Annotated in this window: 13 protein-coding genes; 8 read left to right on the top strand and 5 right to left on the bottom strand. The window is 65.0% G+C overall.

The window, feature by feature from the left end; all coding sequences use genetic code 11:
- Nucleotides 1–196 precede the first annotated feature (196 nt).
- The 3 genes from ACQCSU_RS03150 (at nt 197) to ACQCSU_RS03140 (ending at nt 2,043) form a co-directional block, all read left to right on the top strand.
- Nucleotides 197–856, top strand: coding sequence for a hypothetical protein (locus ACQCSU_RS03150; RefSeq protein WP_426978236.1), 660 nt, complete (start codon nt 197–199; stop codon nt 854–856).
- A 45-nt stretch (nt 857–901) separates the two neighbouring features.
- Nucleotides 902–1,552, top strand: a complete 651-nt coding sequence (locus tag ACQCSU_RS03145) for a DUF4352 domain-containing protein (RefSeq protein WP_426978235.1) — start codon at nt 902–904, stop codon at nt 1,550–1,552.
- A gap of 92 nt (nt 1,553–1,644) precedes the next feature.
- Nucleotides 1,645–2,043 carry a DUF898 family protein gene (locus ACQCSU_RS03140; protein WP_426978234.1) on the top strand — a complete coding sequence of 133 codons (399 nt, stop codon included), beginning with the start codon at nt 1,645–1,647 and terminating at the stop codon, nt 2,041–2,043.
- Nucleotides 2,044–2,098: 55 nt separating this feature from the next.
- On the opposite strand, the gene ACQCSU_RS03135 is transcribed toward ACQCSU_RS03140, so the two are convergent.
- Nucleotides 2,099–3,301: an IS30 family transposase gene (locus ACQCSU_RS03135; RefSeq protein ID WP_426978233.1), complete on the bottom strand. Its 1,203-nt coding sequence runs from the start codon at nt 3,299–3,301 to the stop codon at nt 2,099–2,101.
- Nucleotides 3,302–3,939: 638 nt separating this feature from the next.
- On the opposite strand from ACQCSU_RS03135, the gene ACQCSU_RS03130 reads away from it, so the two are divergent.
- The 4 genes from ACQCSU_RS03130 to ACQCSU_RS03115 all read left to right on the top strand — a co-directional run bounded on the left by ACQCSU_RS03130 (nt 3,940) and on the right by ACQCSU_RS03115 (nt 8,726).
- On the top strand, nt 3,940–5,850 hold the full coding sequence (locus tag ACQCSU_RS03130; protein ID WP_426978231.1) for a plasmid pRiA4b ORF-3 family protein: 1,911 nt from the start codon (nt 3,940–3,942) through the stop codon (nt 5,848–5,850).
- A 113-nt stretch (nt 5,851–5,963) separates the two neighbouring features.
- Nucleotides 5,964–6,230, top strand: a complete 267-nt coding sequence (locus ACQCSU_RS03125) for a hypothetical protein (RefSeq protein WP_426978229.1) — start codon at nt 5,964–5,966, stop codon at nt 6,228–6,230.
- Nucleotides 6,231–6,245: 15 nt separating this feature from the next.
- Nucleotides 6,246–7,184 carry a 5'-3' exonuclease gene (locus tag ACQCSU_RS03120; protein ID WP_426978228.1) on the top strand — a complete coding sequence of 313 codons (939 nt, stop codon included), beginning with the start codon at nt 6,246–6,248 and terminating at the stop codon, nt 7,182–7,184.
- Between the two features lie 573 nt (nt 7,185–7,757).
- Nucleotides 7,758–8,726, top strand: a complete 969-nt coding sequence (locus tag ACQCSU_RS03115) for a GNAT family N-acetyltransferase (RefSeq protein WP_426978226.1) — start codon at nt 7,758–7,760, stop codon at nt 8,724–8,726.
- A gap of 208 nt (nt 8,727–8,934) precedes the next feature.
- Here the strand turns inward: ACQCSU_RS03115 and ACQCSU_RS03110 are convergent, their stop codons facing one another.
- The 4 genes from ACQCSU_RS03110 to ACQCSU_RS03095 all read right to left on the bottom strand — a co-directional run bounded on the left by ACQCSU_RS03110 (nt 8,935) and on the right by ACQCSU_RS03095 (nt 12,153).
- Nucleotides 8,935–9,615, bottom strand: coding sequence for an HAD-IA family hydrolase (locus ACQCSU_RS03110; RefSeq protein WP_426978225.1), 681 nt, complete (start codon nt 9,613–9,615; stop codon nt 8,935–8,937).
- Nucleotides 9,616–9,687: 72 nt separating this feature from the next.
- Nucleotides 9,688–10,491: a MetQ/NlpA family ABC transporter substrate-binding protein gene (locus tag ACQCSU_RS03105; RefSeq protein ID WP_426978224.1), complete on the bottom strand. Its 804-nt coding sequence runs from the start codon at nt 10,489–10,491 to the stop codon at nt 9,688–9,690.
- A 58-nt stretch (nt 10,492–10,549) separates the two neighbouring features.
- Nucleotides 10,550–11,251 carry a methionine ABC transporter permease gene (locus ACQCSU_RS03100; protein ID WP_426978222.1) on the bottom strand — a complete coding sequence of 234 codons (702 nt, stop codon included), beginning with the start codon at nt 11,249–11,251 and terminating at the stop codon, nt 10,550–10,552.
- Nucleotides 11,248–12,153, bottom strand: coding sequence for a methionine ABC transporter ATP-binding protein (locus ACQCSU_RS03095; protein WP_426979697.1), 906 nt, complete (start codon nt 12,151–12,153; stop codon nt 11,248–11,250). The genes ACQCSU_RS03100 and ACQCSU_RS03095 overlap by 4 nt, the downstream gene beginning before the upstream one ends.
- A 172-nt stretch (nt 12,154–12,325) precedes the next feature.
- On the opposite strand from ACQCSU_RS03095, the gene ACQCSU_RS03090 reads away from it, so the two are divergent.
- Nucleotides 12,326–12,838 carry a mycothiol transferase gene (locus ACQCSU_RS03090; protein ID WP_426978220.1) on the top strand — a complete coding sequence of 171 codons (513 nt, stop codon included), beginning with the start codon at nt 12,326–12,328 and terminating at the stop codon, nt 12,836–12,838.
- The last annotated feature ends 13 nt before the right edge of the window (nt 12,839–12,851 follow it).

The raw sequence follows: 12,851 nt of genomic DNA, 5'->3' as shown, positions 1-12,851 counted from the left end.
GGGGCGTCTTTTCGCGTGAGGTGCTGATAACGGGGGTTATCAGTGTTCTTTGACCTGCGGCACCCAAGGGAGCCATAGCTTCGTTCTGCAGCTACGAAGGAATCCTCCGGAGCTGCGACGGCGGCGGGGAACCACGCATTGGGGGATCGGTATCCCGCCGCCGCTCAGCAGCTATCCGTGAACAGAGGAAGAGAACATGTTGAACACCGAAACCAACGAGCCGGCGGGAACGCAGATCAAAGAAGTACTGGAGGAGGCGCAGCCGGCCAGGGAAAAGGCAAAGCCGGGACGAAAGAGGCGGATCTTCGCTGCCGTCGCCGTACTGGCGCTGTTGGTCGGCGCACTCGGCATCGGCACGACGCTGCCTGACCCGAAGTCCAGCGACGCCTACGTGGCGCTGGCGGGGGAGAAAGCGTCCGTGGAGTCGGACCGCGACTCGGCTAAGTCCAGCTACGAGTCGATGAAATCGAAGTACGACACCTTCCAGAACGGCATCGCCGCCCGCGAAGCGAAGGTCACGGCACGCGAAGCAGAGGTCGGCAAGGCAGATGCAGCCGTGAAGACTGCTGATGCGGCCGTCAAGAAGCGCGAAGAGGTGGTGACCGGCGCCGAGAAGACCAAGGCAGCCAACACCATCGCCGACGGCACCTGGACAGTCGGCAAGGACATCGAGGCCGGCACCTACCGGGCCGCAGCCGACGTCGGCTCCTCCTGCTACTGGGGCATCTACGCGACCGGAAGCAACGGCAGCAACATCATCGACAACGATCTCCCCGGCGGTGGCCGGCCCTCAGTTGCGCTGTCCGGCGGGCAGGACTTCAAGTCCAGCCGGTGCGGCAAATGGGAAAAGCAGTAGCAGCCGCACGCACACACAATTCATCCACCTTTAGAAAGGCACCACATGTCACATGAGAACTCCGGACAGCCCTTGACCGCTGCGATTGCAGCGCCTCAGCCGCGGCCGTTCTTCAAGAAGAAGCGCTTTCTCATTCCGGCCGGAGTCCTGGTGCTGGGAATCGCCCTCGGCTCCTGCTCCGGCGGGTCCAAGCAGGCCAGCGATGCGAGCCCGGCGGCGGCCTCGGCTCCTGCGGCAGCAGCACCTGCCTCTTCGGCAACTGCTCTACCGGCCGCTGCGCCGGCTGCTTCACCGGCGGCACCGGCCGGACCCGCCGTCGGCGCTCCGTTCAGCGCCAAGATGCGCAACGGCGACGTCGCACGGATCACCGTCGTATCCGCAGTTCGCACGGACGCTGTCACCACCACGGCCTTCGCGACCCCTGCGAAGAACGGCAGCTACCTGCTCCTGGACGTCCTGTGGGAAACGGAGACGGGGAAGACCAGCTCCAACCCGTTCTACTTCTCGGCCAAGGACTCCAATGGGCGCAAAGCCGATCTGAGCCTCTTCGCGGACAACCAGCTTGGCTCCGGCGACGTTCTGCCGGGTGACAAGGCTCGAGGATTCATTGCTTTCGATATCGCGCCCGGTGCTTCGACCGTGATGATCTCCACCCCGCTGATGCAGGAAGCCGCACGGATCCAGATCCCGGGGTAGGGCTTCATCGGCGCCGTGTCGGAACGTCCGGCTCCATTGTGAAGCTTTACAGTTCAACTGTTCACGCATCGCATTATCAATTGGGGGATTCCTTGAGCATCAACAACGAGCAAGTTTCGGCGTATGGGCAGGCGCCTGCCGCAGGCCCCGGCACCATGGTGACCGCCGGCGTCGGAACCGTTCCCGTTGTCCAGATTTACCAGTTCCGCGGTGGGGCCGCGACGTGGTTCGGCACCCAGATCCTCGGAGTTTTGATCACGATCTGCACGATCGGGATCTGCTACCCGTTCGCCGTCGTTCTGGTTGAACGGTGGCGTGCCAAGAACACCTACCTGCACGGTAGGCAGCTTCAGTTTGTCGGCACCGGGTGGGGCATCTTCGGACTGTGGATCACGTGGCTGCTCCTGAGCATCATCACACTGGGCATCTACACGTTCTGGGTCTACCCGCGGCTGATGCAGTGGAAGGTCGAAAAGACCGTCTACGCCTAAGCGGAACGGCCCTGCACCCTTCTTGGATTCTAGGGATCGTTGCAACACCTGTTGGTTAGGTGGTTAGTAGTAAATCACGTAAACGCTCGGCTGGAGTATTCCAGCCGAGCGTTTTGCGTGGGCGTCCGTTGAGTTCCTGCGCGACGTGTTCGAGGTCTTCAGGCCCGTAGACGGACAGGTCGGTGCCCTTCGGGAAGTACTGGCGCAGCAGCCCGTTGGTGTTCTCGTTCGAGCCGCGTTGCCAGGGGCTGGCGGGATCGCAGAAATAGACGGGCATGTCGGTGGCAAGGGTGAAGGATTTGTGGGTGGCCATTTCCGCGCCCTGGTCCCAGGTCAGGGATCCTCGCAGGTGCGCGGGCAGGGTGGCCATGGTCTTGACGAGGCCGTCGCGGACGGTTTCGGCGGTGTGGTCATGTGGCAGGTGGACGAGCATCACGTAGCGGGTGGTCCGTTCGACCAGGGTCGCGATCGCTGACTGGTTATAGGCGCCGGTAATGAGGTCCCCTTCCCAATGGCCTGGCACGGCGCGGTCCTCGATCTCGGGCGGGCGCTCGGAAATCATGACCATCGGGTCCACGAACCTGGGGGTGCGTTGCTCGCCGGTGCGGTGCGGTTTGCGGCGGGTCCGGCCGGTGCGCAGCGCTGCCTGTATCTCGCGTTTGAGGCCGCCTCTGGCCTGGACGTAGAGGGCTTGATAGATCGTCTCTGGGCTCACACGCATCTCCGGGTTGTCGGGGAACTCTTCGACCAGCGTGTGGCTGATCTGCTCCGGAGACCAGCGTAGGAGCAGCTTGTCCTTCACGTAGTCGCGCAGGTCCGACTCGCCAGCGAGCTTGGCCGTCTTGGGCCGGGCCCGCCGGGCAGCGGCCTTCCGATGCGCCCCGTGCGGCAGGTAGCCCATCCGGGAATCGGTATTCCTGGCCAGCTCGCGGCTGATCGTTGAAGGCGATCGTCCCAGGGCGTGGGCGATCGCCCTGATCGAAGTGCCGGCGGCCTGCAGGTCCCGGATCAGCTCCCGTTCCTGCACGGTCAGGAACCGCGGATCGATAGATTTCTCCAACGCTGATACCGGTACGGGGACCAGGGTCGTTCCGGTCGTGCCGGCGGGAGGGGTCATGGTGGTCACACCACGTTTGTAGTCGACGATTCGGCCATCCGGGTAAATGCGTCGGCCGCCGGACTTACGGATTCCCTGGTCCCACTCTTCGGCGGTCCGGAGATGTATCCCGACCGCTGCGGCAGCTTTGCGCCGACTCACGCCGGTCTTGCGCAGCCGGAAGTACTCATCCCGGCCTGGGTGAGGACCCGTCCCCGTTTTGCCATGGCTTTTCAGCCCGGCTTTACGGACCCAACCGGCGCAAGTTGCGGGATTCAGTCCCAACTCCCGTGCGGCCTGCGTCGTGCTCTTGACGCGGTCGAACACGACGAAGAACTCAGCCTTCTGCGCAGGCGTGTATTTCCTCTGCCCAGCTTCCCGATTCCGTGGGACCCGCTCAGGGAGCCGAGATTTATGGACCCATTGGTAGCACGTCATCTGATTGAAGCCGAGCTCCGCCGCGGCCGCGCTCACACTCCCACACCGGTCCAACACCGAAAAGAACTGAGCCTTCTGCTCCGGCGTGTATTTCCTCCGGCTGGCAGCTTCCTTCGTTAAAGACGACACGGTCGTTGCAACTCCCAAAAATTCTGGGTGTTGCAACGACCGCTAGAACCCGCCCTTCGGGGTGCGGGGCTTTTTTGCTATCGCTTGGGCATAATCGCTACCTTTTCTCCTTGCCGCGGAAGGTGCCGTTCATTCGGTCCGGTGTCCGCCTCAGCCACATGCAGAACTGGCATGCTGCCCGCAAGGTCAGTACCGTCGTCGTAACAACACATTCGCAAGCAGGCAGGTGCGGCATGAGCAAGAACAACAAGAACAGGCACAAGAACACGGGTCCCGCGGGGAAAAGCGGCCCCGGTTCCCCGGCCACTGGCTCCGTTTCCTTGAGCACTTTCCGTGCCGAACGTGCCATGGACGCTCTCACGCCGGCATTTGTCCAGTGGTTGGACGACGGCGCGCCCGGGGCCGCCGCTGCCGCCTTGCGATGCCTGGAGCAGGTCAAAACCGTCGCCGGCCGGTATATGGACAGCACGGCCGCGGCGGAGGTGACAGGCTTCGAGCCTATTCCCTTGGCGATCGCGATCTCGGACGAAGTCGCTGCCACGGTCCACGCTTCTGGGGGTGAGATGGCTGTCAGCGAGATGGCGGCCGTCGAGAACGCTGTCTTCGTCGTCGATGCTGTTCACACCTTCGTCGACTTTCTCTCCGAGACGGGCCGATGGAGCGGATCCGCGGAGCAGCTGGCCGGAGTCATGGACTTCTTCGACACCATCGCGGAGGAGGCTGACGGACGGGGTTACATCGATGTGCCGGACATTTCCGAAGAACAGACCCTGGAGGTATTCTCCGAGCTGCCGCTGATCCAGCGCGCCACGGCGCTGCTGCAGTGGATCGGAGAGGGGAGGCCCGTCACCGGAACCGGTGCGCTTCGCCTGCGGGACATCGAAGCGGCAGCCGCCTGCGTCGGGGTGACGGTCAGGGGTGGCACCAAGCGGGCGGAATCCGCGTTGCCGGGCACTGCAGCTTCGGCGGATTCTGTGCCGACGGTCCGGAGCATGTATGAGGTGCCGCTGCTGGCCCAGATGTGGGCCGCGCTCGAAGCCTCCGAGCTGATTGAGCTCAAGTCAACCAAGGTGGTGCCGTTCGAGGATGCCGAAGGCTTCCTGACCGGCGGTGCTTCTGAGCGGCTGGAGGAGTTCTTCACTTTCACTGCGTGTTTCCTGGAGCAGGCTGTGCTCGGGTTCGACCAGGACCAGCCGTGGGAACGGCCGATCGCCGGGCTGCAGACGTCGATCCTGATCGCGGCGGCAACGGCGGATCCGCCCTTGCTGGAACGCGTGCTGGCCGCCGCGGATTTTGCGCCGGAAGCCGAGAAGAAGACGGCAGCCCTGATGACCAGCCTGGCCGTGGGCCGACTGGAAGCGCTCGCCGAGCTGGGGCTGCTGACCATCGACTCTCACTTCCGGGTGCCGCCGGCGCTCATCGGCTGCGTGGCGGAAGTGTTCGACCATGACTGGGTGCTGGCAGACCTGGGCCTCGGGGAGGACCCCGACGATGCGGATATTGAGCCGACAGTTGCTGAGCCGGCCGCTCTTCAGTCGCCCGTGACAGCGGCGCGGCCGGCTGCCACATCAACTCTGCAGCTGAAAATCATGCTCAAAGGGTCGAAACCGCCCATCTGGCGGCGTGTCCTGGTTCCGGGCGGGATGCCGCTCACTCAGTTGCACCAGGCGATCCAGGCACTGTTCGGCTGGCTCGACTACCACCTGCACCAGTTCCAGACCGGGGGATTCCGCGGCCCCACGTATGCGCCGGTGAGCGCGGACGGCGAAGATGATTCCTACGGCGAACCTTCCAGCGACGAATCGAAGGTGACAGTCGGTGAACTGCTGCCGGCCGTCGGCAGCACGATGACCTATACGTATGACTTCGGCGACGACTGGGAGCACGCCATCACGGTGGAGAAAATCCTAGCGGACGACGGCGGCGGGCAGCTGCCGCGGTGCACCGCTGGGCGCGGTGCCGCGCCGGCGGAGGACAGCGGCGGCACATGGGGCTGGGCGAACATTGTCCAGGCCGTCAACGATCCGGGCCACGAGGAGCACGAGGAATACCGGGAGTGGCTGGGATTGCAGCCGGGTGAGAGGGTGGACCCCAAGGCCTTTGATGTGGACCAGGCCAACGGGGACCTGGCAGATCTTTTCTGAGCGACAGAGACCATGGCCCGAGGGGCGGAGCAAAAGCCCGGCTATAGACTCGGTGGCACGAACAAGAGTTGGGGGAGAACATGTCCGTGCAAAGCACTCACAGTAAAACACCCGTGAGGCCGTTCAATCGGTTGGCCGTCGGGTCACTGGTGATGGCAGTCGTGGCAGCGGCCGCCCTGGTCCTTTCCAGTGTTGCCGTGATAGCAGTCTTCGCCGTAGGTGCAGGGCATGTTGCCCTCAACCAGATCAAGCTGCGAGGCGAACGCGGCAGGGTCTTAGCGGTAGCCGCTGTGTCCATTGGCTACGCCATTGCTACGTTTGCCCTGGCCACCACGATCTACTACGCGGTTACATTCGCCGCACAGCAAGCGCAGATGTAATTGTCGGGATCAGTCATGACCCACCGCCTGATGCTGCTCGACACTGCGTCGCTGTACTTTCGCGCCTTCTACGGCATACCGGACACGATCCGCCGCGCCGACGGCACGCCGGTGAACGCCGTTCGCGGGCTGCTCGACATGATCGCGCGGCTCACCACCGACTACGACGCGACCCATCTCGTTGCGTGCTGGGACGACGACTGGCGTCCGCAGTGGCGAGTCGACCTCATCCCGAGCTACAAGTCGCATCGAGTCGCGGAGGTGGTGGCGGGCGCCCCCGACGTGGAGGTTGTGCCGGACGCGCTCGAGGCGCAGATTCCGATGATCCGCCGGGTGCTCAGCCTCGCCGGCATCGCCGTTGTGGGGGCTGCGGACCATGAGGCCGACGATGTCGTCGGCACCTACGCCAGCCACGCCGAGCTTCCGGTCGACGTGGTGACGGGCGACCGCGATCTCTTCCAGGTCGTCGACGACGCCCGCCAGGTGCGGGTGATCTACACCGCGCGCGGCATGAAGAACCTCGAAGTCGTTACCGACGTCGTCGTCGTCGGCAAGTACCGCGTGCTGCCCGAGCAGTATGCCGACTACGCGACGCTCCGCGGCGACGCCTCCGACGGGCTCCCGGGCGTCGCCGGCATCGGCGAGAAGACCGCCGCGTCGCTGCTCGGAGAGTACGGCACGCTCGACGGGCTGCTCGCGGCGGCATCGGATGCGGGAAGCGGGCTGTCTGCATCCGCGCGGTCGAGGCTCGCCGCGGCCGCGGATTACCTCGCGGTCGCGCCCACCGTCGTGAAGATCGTGCGCGACCTCCAGCTGCCGACGCTGGAGGAGGCGGGCGCGCAGCTGCACCCTGTGGCCGGCGATGCGCGCGCCGAACTCGAGCGTCTCGCCACGGAGTGGAATCTCGGCGGCTCGGTCAGGCGACTGCTCGAAGCGCTCGACCTACGTCATTGAGAAGGAGAATCCCTGCATCGTGGCGGCTTCCTGCCTTTGGTCGAGTGGTGGCCACGCCACACGGCGATGAGTTCCAGCGCCGGGCGCGACAAGCGGTGAGGACGTCGAGCTGATCATCATGGTCGGTCGTTGGGCCGCAAGCCAACGGGGGCCTGTGGCTACGTAAACCGGTTCACGGCGCCCCGTGGCCGTCCGAAGTGCCCATGGAAGGTCTCGGCATCCGCCAGAAACTCGACCAGGGCCTCTGCACCCCAATCCCTGAGCACTTTACGGGCCGAACGTGCCCAGGCTGGGACCGGTGCCGCCAGACGAGCTCAAGGGTAGCTCGTCCAGGATCAGCTTCTTCGCCGCCCTGTCCGACAGCGCTTAGCGGGTAGCGATCGTCTTCGAGGCAGACCTTCGTTCACGCGAGTGCTGGACGAAACCACCCAACTCACGCCATAATGCACACCACCACAAAGCAACGGGCACAACGATTTACACCACCCCACGGGACTCTATCGTCGGGGGTGTCGGATTCGCTTCGCCATGGGGTTGCGTCTTGTGGTTGGATGCAAGTGGAGGGAGAGACTCATGACCGCACAGGAAACCGGGCGAAAGAGTGTTGGGGGGCCGGTGTCCGTCCGCCCGCTGCGCGAGGCGGACCTCGATCGCGCTGACGAGATCGTCAGGGTGGCGTTCGGGACGTTCCTCGGGGTCCCCGATCCGTTCGGGACCGCCGACTATGTCCGTACCCGCTTTGCCGCCGATCCGCACGCCGCCTTCGCCGCGACGGTCGACGGCGAGCTTGCCGGATCAAACTTCGCAGCCAACTGGGGCAGCGTCGGGTTCTTCGGACCGCTGACGGTACGTCCGGACCTGTGGGACCACGGCGTCGGCAAAAGCCTGATGGAGCCGATCATGGGCTGCTTCGAGACCTGGGGGAATAGCCACCTCGGCCTGTTCACCTTCTCGCACAGCCCTAAACACCTCGAGCTCTACCGCCGGTACGGCTTCTGGCCCCGATTCCTGACCGCCGTCATGCATAAGCAGGTCGCGGCCCGTGGCGCGGTGCCCGCCAATGTGACGTATGCCGGGCTGTCCGCCGCCGAGCGGCCCGACTACCTCAGTGCCTGTCGCGCCCTGACCGACGCCGTGTACGAGGGTCTGGACCTGGAACGCGAGATCGTGGCCGCGCACGCGCAGGGACTCGGCGACACCGTGCTGCTGCCGGGGGAGTCGGGGCTCGACGGGCTGGCCGTGTGTCACTGTGGACCGGGATCGGAGGCCGGCGCGGGTGTATGCTTCGTCAAGTTCGGCGCCGTACGCCCCGGCCGGCAGGCCGGTGACAGATTCGAACGACTACTCGACGCCTGCGAGCAACTGGCCGCCGAGCGCGGACTGGGCCAGCTCGACGCCGGGATGAACCTGGGCCGCCCGGATGCCTATCAGCGCATGGTCGCCCGCGGTTTCCGTACCGGGTTGCAGGGCGTGACCATGCACCGGCCCAACGAGCCCGGCTACAGCCACCCCGGCGCCTACGTGATCGACGACTGGCGCTGACATCCCCGTCCCCTACCGTGCACACGTACTGCTTTGCAGCACGTGTGAGGCGTCGATGACGATCGTGCGCGGGACGGCTGGAAAGTTTAGTCGGGCGTGTGCGCACAATCCTCTGTTTCTGTCCGGTGTGGGCGTGATAGCCGTATTCGCCGTAGGTGCGGGGCACATGGCCCTCGTACGCTCATCCCGCTGCAGGTAGTGGGCGATCCTATAGCAGGAAGGAAATGGTCCGGGAGCCAGCGGCGTCCGTTTCCATCGTGGCGGAGACCGAAGAGTAGTCATTGATGTGCAGCACACCGTTGGGGAGCGGGCCGGTATTCGGGCCTACTGCCACCGTGCGGATGCCGGCAGCCAGGCCGGCCGCGATCCCGGCGGGCGCATCCTCGAACACGAGGGCCTCCGCAGGCTCCACACCCAGCAGTTCGGCCGCCCGCAGATACCCCTCGGGATGCGGCTTGCCGTGGGTGATCAGGTCAGCGGTGACGACCGTCGCGGGCATTGCCAGGCCGGCCGCGTCCATGCGGATGTCAGCCAGGGCCCGATCGGCCGACGTCACCAGGGCAACGGCGTCGCCGGGAAGAATGCTCAGGAGTTCCGCGGCCCCGGGCAGCGGCACGATCCCCTCGGTCCGGACGCGTTCCATGGCACCGAGCTCGGCAGCAAGCACCTCGACGTCGGCGCCCGGCGGGGCGAACCGGCGAACAGTGTCGATGGCCTGCACACCATGGGACGTGCGCAGGATCTCGGCGGAGTCCAGCCCGTATCGGGCCGCGAACTCACTCCACACCTGCTCCACAACAGGCGTGGAATCCACCAGCGTGCCGTCCATATCAAACAGGACAGCACGGCAGGTGAGAGTGCGTGGAACAGCGGGGGCGGGGATAGCCATGATGCAATCATGGCCCACCACGCCGGTGGACAGACGAGTGTTACGCGCCGATAACGCCCCCGCGGTGCCCGGTCAGCTGGCCGGGATCACCAGGCCCTTGAACTTGGTTTCAATGAAATCCTTCATGTCCTGCGAGGTCAGGATCTTGTACAGCTTCTGCACGCGCGGATCATCCTTCATCTCGGCCTTCACAGCCAGGACGTTGTAGTAGGCGCTGTCCTTGCCCTCGACCAGCAGCTGCTTTTCAGCGCTCAGGCCGGCGGGAAGGGCAAACGCCAGCGTCACGATGGCCGCGTCCTTGTCGTTGAGGGCCTGCGGCAGGCTGGCGTTCTCGATCTCCGTGAACTCGAGGTTCTTCGGGTTGGCCTTGACATCCTTGAGCGTGATCGGGTTGTCGGTGACTTCGATGAGTCCCTTGGATGCCAGCAGCTTCAGGGCGCGGGACTCATTGGTGGGGTCGTTCGGGATGGCGACCGACGCGCCGTCGGGAAGGGCCTCCAGGGTGGCCACGTCATTGGAGTACAGGGCCATCGGCGGCAGGTACACCTTGCCCACGCTGACGAGGTTCTTGCCGGACGCCTTGTTGTAGGTCTCCATGAAGGTGGTGTTCTGGAACAGGTTGGCGTCGATGTCGCCGTCACTCACGGCCGGGTTCGGCGTGTTGTAGTCGCTGAACTCCTTGTACTCCACGGTGAGGCCCTCCTTGGGGGCGAGCTCCCGCTGGACTTGCTTCAGCATGTCCCCGGCCGGCACGGCCAGGGCGCCCACCTTGATGGTCTCGGCCGGGCTGCTGGAGGTGCTCGCGCCGCAGGCGGACAGGGCGAGGACGGCGGCCACTCCGGTGACGGCGGCCTTCAGGATGTGTGAACGGAACATTGGAACTCTTTCGCAGAATGGAATGTGTGGAGGAAAGGAATCTGGTGCGGGGCGGCGGCTACCGGTGGGACAGGCGCCGCGCCGCGAAGTTGCCAAGGGACTGGAACACCTGCACCAGCAGGACCAGGAGGATGACCACGCCGAACATGTATTCGGGGCTGTAACGCTGGTAGCCGTAGCGGAAGGCGACATCCCCGAGTCCGCCGCCGCCCACGGCGCCCACCATGGCCGAGTAGCCGATGAGTCCGACAACGGTGGTGGATAGCCCCAGGGCCAGGGCCGGTACTGCCTCGGCAACCATGACCTTGGGCAGGATGGTCCACCGGGTGGCGCCCAGGGACTGGGCGGCTTCGACCAGTCCCACCGGCACTTCGCGGATGCCGATCTCCACCAGCCGGGCGAAGAAGGGAATACCGGCGATGGTCAGCGGGACAATGGCCGCCGTCGGTCCGATAAAGGACCCGACCAGCAGGCGGGTGAATGGAATGAGCAGGATCATGAGGATGATGAACGGGATGGACCTGCCGAAGTTCACCACAACGTCCAGCACCCGGTTCACAACGAGCCCCAGCGCCCGGCTGCCGAAAAGCTTTGACAGCAGGCCGTCGGACTCGGTGGTCACAAGCAGGACGCCGGCGGCCAGGCCGAAAACCACCGTGAACAGCAGGCTCAGGCCCACGGTGTAGAACGTCTCGCCCGTACCTTTGAGGATCGTGTCCAGGAGGTCCGACCAGAAGTACGGGTCATTGCGGTCGATCACTTAATTACCTCCACGAAGAGTCCCTGGGAACGGAGATCGGCGACGGCGGCGGCCACGGTCCGCTCGTCACCGGGCAGCTCCAGCCGGGTGCGTCCGGTCTGGTGCCCGTGGATGGTTTCGACCGCAGCACCCAGGATTCCGACGTCGATACCGTGCTTGCGCGCCAGCTGGGCGATCACGGGCCGGTCCGTCTTGACTCCGTTGAACGTGATTTCAACGATTGCGCTGGACGTCTCCGGGATCTCGCCCAGGGGGAACAGTGCCTGGCCCAACAGGGATTTCTCCGTTGTGAGCAGCTGTTCCACGCGCCCCTGCTCAAGGATCCGCCCGCCGCTCATGACGGCGGCGGAGTCGCAAATCCGTTTGACGACGTCCATCTCATGCGTGATGAGCAGGACCGTCAGTCCCAGGTCCTTGCTGAGCCGGCGGATGAGATCAAGAATCTGCCGGGTCGATTCGGGATCCAGCGCCGACGTTGCCTCGTCACTGAGCAGGACTGAAGGGTTGGATGCCAGTGCACGGGCAATGCCGACGCGCTGTTTCTGTCCGCCGGACAATTGGGCGGGATAGGCGGTGGCCTTGCCGTGGAGGCCCACGAGCTCGAGGATCTCGAGAGTCCGGGCCCGCCTCGCTGCGCGCCCCGCGCCGGTGATCTCCAGGGAGAGCTCCACATTGGCCTGCACGGTCCTGCTGCTGAGCAGGTTGAAGTGCTGGAAGATCATGCCGATGTTGTGGCGTGCCTCGCGCAGCTCTGTGCCGGACAGCGTGGTCATCTCGCGGCCGTCGACGCTGACGCTTCCCGAATCGGGACGCTCCAGTGAATTGATCGTGCGGATCAGCGTGCTCTTACCGGCGCCGCTCTGGCCAACGACGCCGAAAACCTCGCCGCGGCCGACGGACAGCTAGACATCGTCAAGCGCCCGCACCGCCGTCGCCCCTGAGCCGGAAGTGCCCGGCCAATCGGGAAGCCCGCCGGCATCCACGGCACAGTGAGAGCTTCGTCACTTTCTATCCGGGCGTGTTGCCCCCGTGCAAGCATGGGGACTCACCGACAAAGCACCGTGAGGGGACCCGATGAAATCCAACGAACTGCTGCTGGACGCCTTCGGCCGGATCCGAGACACCGTGGGCACCACTCTTGAAGGAACCGACGGCGAGGCTCTGGTCCGTAGGCCCTCCGGTAACGGAAACTCGATTGCGTGGCTGATCTGGCACCTCAGCCGGGTGGAGGACGCGCAACTGGCCTCCGCCGCCGGCCTGGAACAGGTCTGGACCTCGCAGGGGTTTGTCGGCCGCTTCGACCTGCCGCTGCCCATACGCGACACCGGCTACGGCCATTCGACCGGCCAGGTCGACGCCGTGAAGGCACCGCCGGAGCTCTTGCTCGAATACTACGACGCCGTTCACCGGCAGACCGTGGCGTTCCTGATAACCCTCGGCGATGAGGACTTCGACCGCATCGTCGACACCCGTTGGGACCCGCCCGTCACGCTCGGGGTGCGGCTTATCAGCACCATTGCTGATTGTCTCCAGCACGTGGGGCAGGCCGCGTATGCCAAGGGCTTGAACCCCGCACCGGCAGACTGACGTGTGCGGGGCC

Source organism: Pseudarthrobacter sp. O4, from assembly GCF_050157025.1.
Taxonomy (GTDB): Bacteria; Actinomycetota; Actinomycetes; order Actinomycetales; family Micrococcaceae; genus Arthrobacter.
This window is presented reverse-complemented; position numbering and strand designations above follow the sequence as displayed.

What these genes read in the sequence shown, in the direction of transcription:
- ACQCSU_RS03150 (WP_426978236.1), top strand. Translation starts at nt 197, where the DNA reads ATGTTGAACACCGAAACCAACGAGCCGGCGGGAACGCAGATCAAAGAA.
- ACQCSU_RS03145 (WP_426978235.1), top strand. Translation starts at nt 902, where the DNA reads ATGTCACATGAGAACTCCGGACAGCCCTTGACCGCTGCGATTGCAGCG.
- ACQCSU_RS03130 (WP_426978231.1), top strand. Translation starts at nt 3,940, where the DNA reads ATGAGCAAGAACAACAAGAACAGGCACAAGAACACGGGTCCCGCGGGG.
- ACQCSU_RS03120 (WP_426978228.1), top strand. Translation starts at nt 6,246, where the DNA reads ATGACCCACCGCCTGATGCTGCTCGACACTGCGTCGCTGTACTTTCGC.
- ACQCSU_RS03115 (WP_426978226.1), top strand. Translation starts at nt 7,758, where the DNA reads ATGACCGCACAGGAAACCGGGCGAAAGAGTGTTGGGGGGCCGGTGTCC.
- ACQCSU_RS03110 (WP_426978225.1), bottom strand. Translation starts at nt 9,615, where the DNA reads ATGGCTATCCCCGCCCCCGCTGTTCCACGCACTCTCACCTGCCGTGCT.
- ACQCSU_RS03105 (WP_426978224.1), bottom strand. Translation starts at nt 10,491, where the DNA reads ATGTTCCGTTCACACATCCTGAAGGCCGCCGTCACCGGAGTGGCCGCC.
- ACQCSU_RS03090 (WP_426978220.1), top strand. Translation starts at nt 12,326, where the DNA reads ATGAAATCCAACGAACTGCTGCTGGACGCCTTCGGCCGGATCCGAGAC.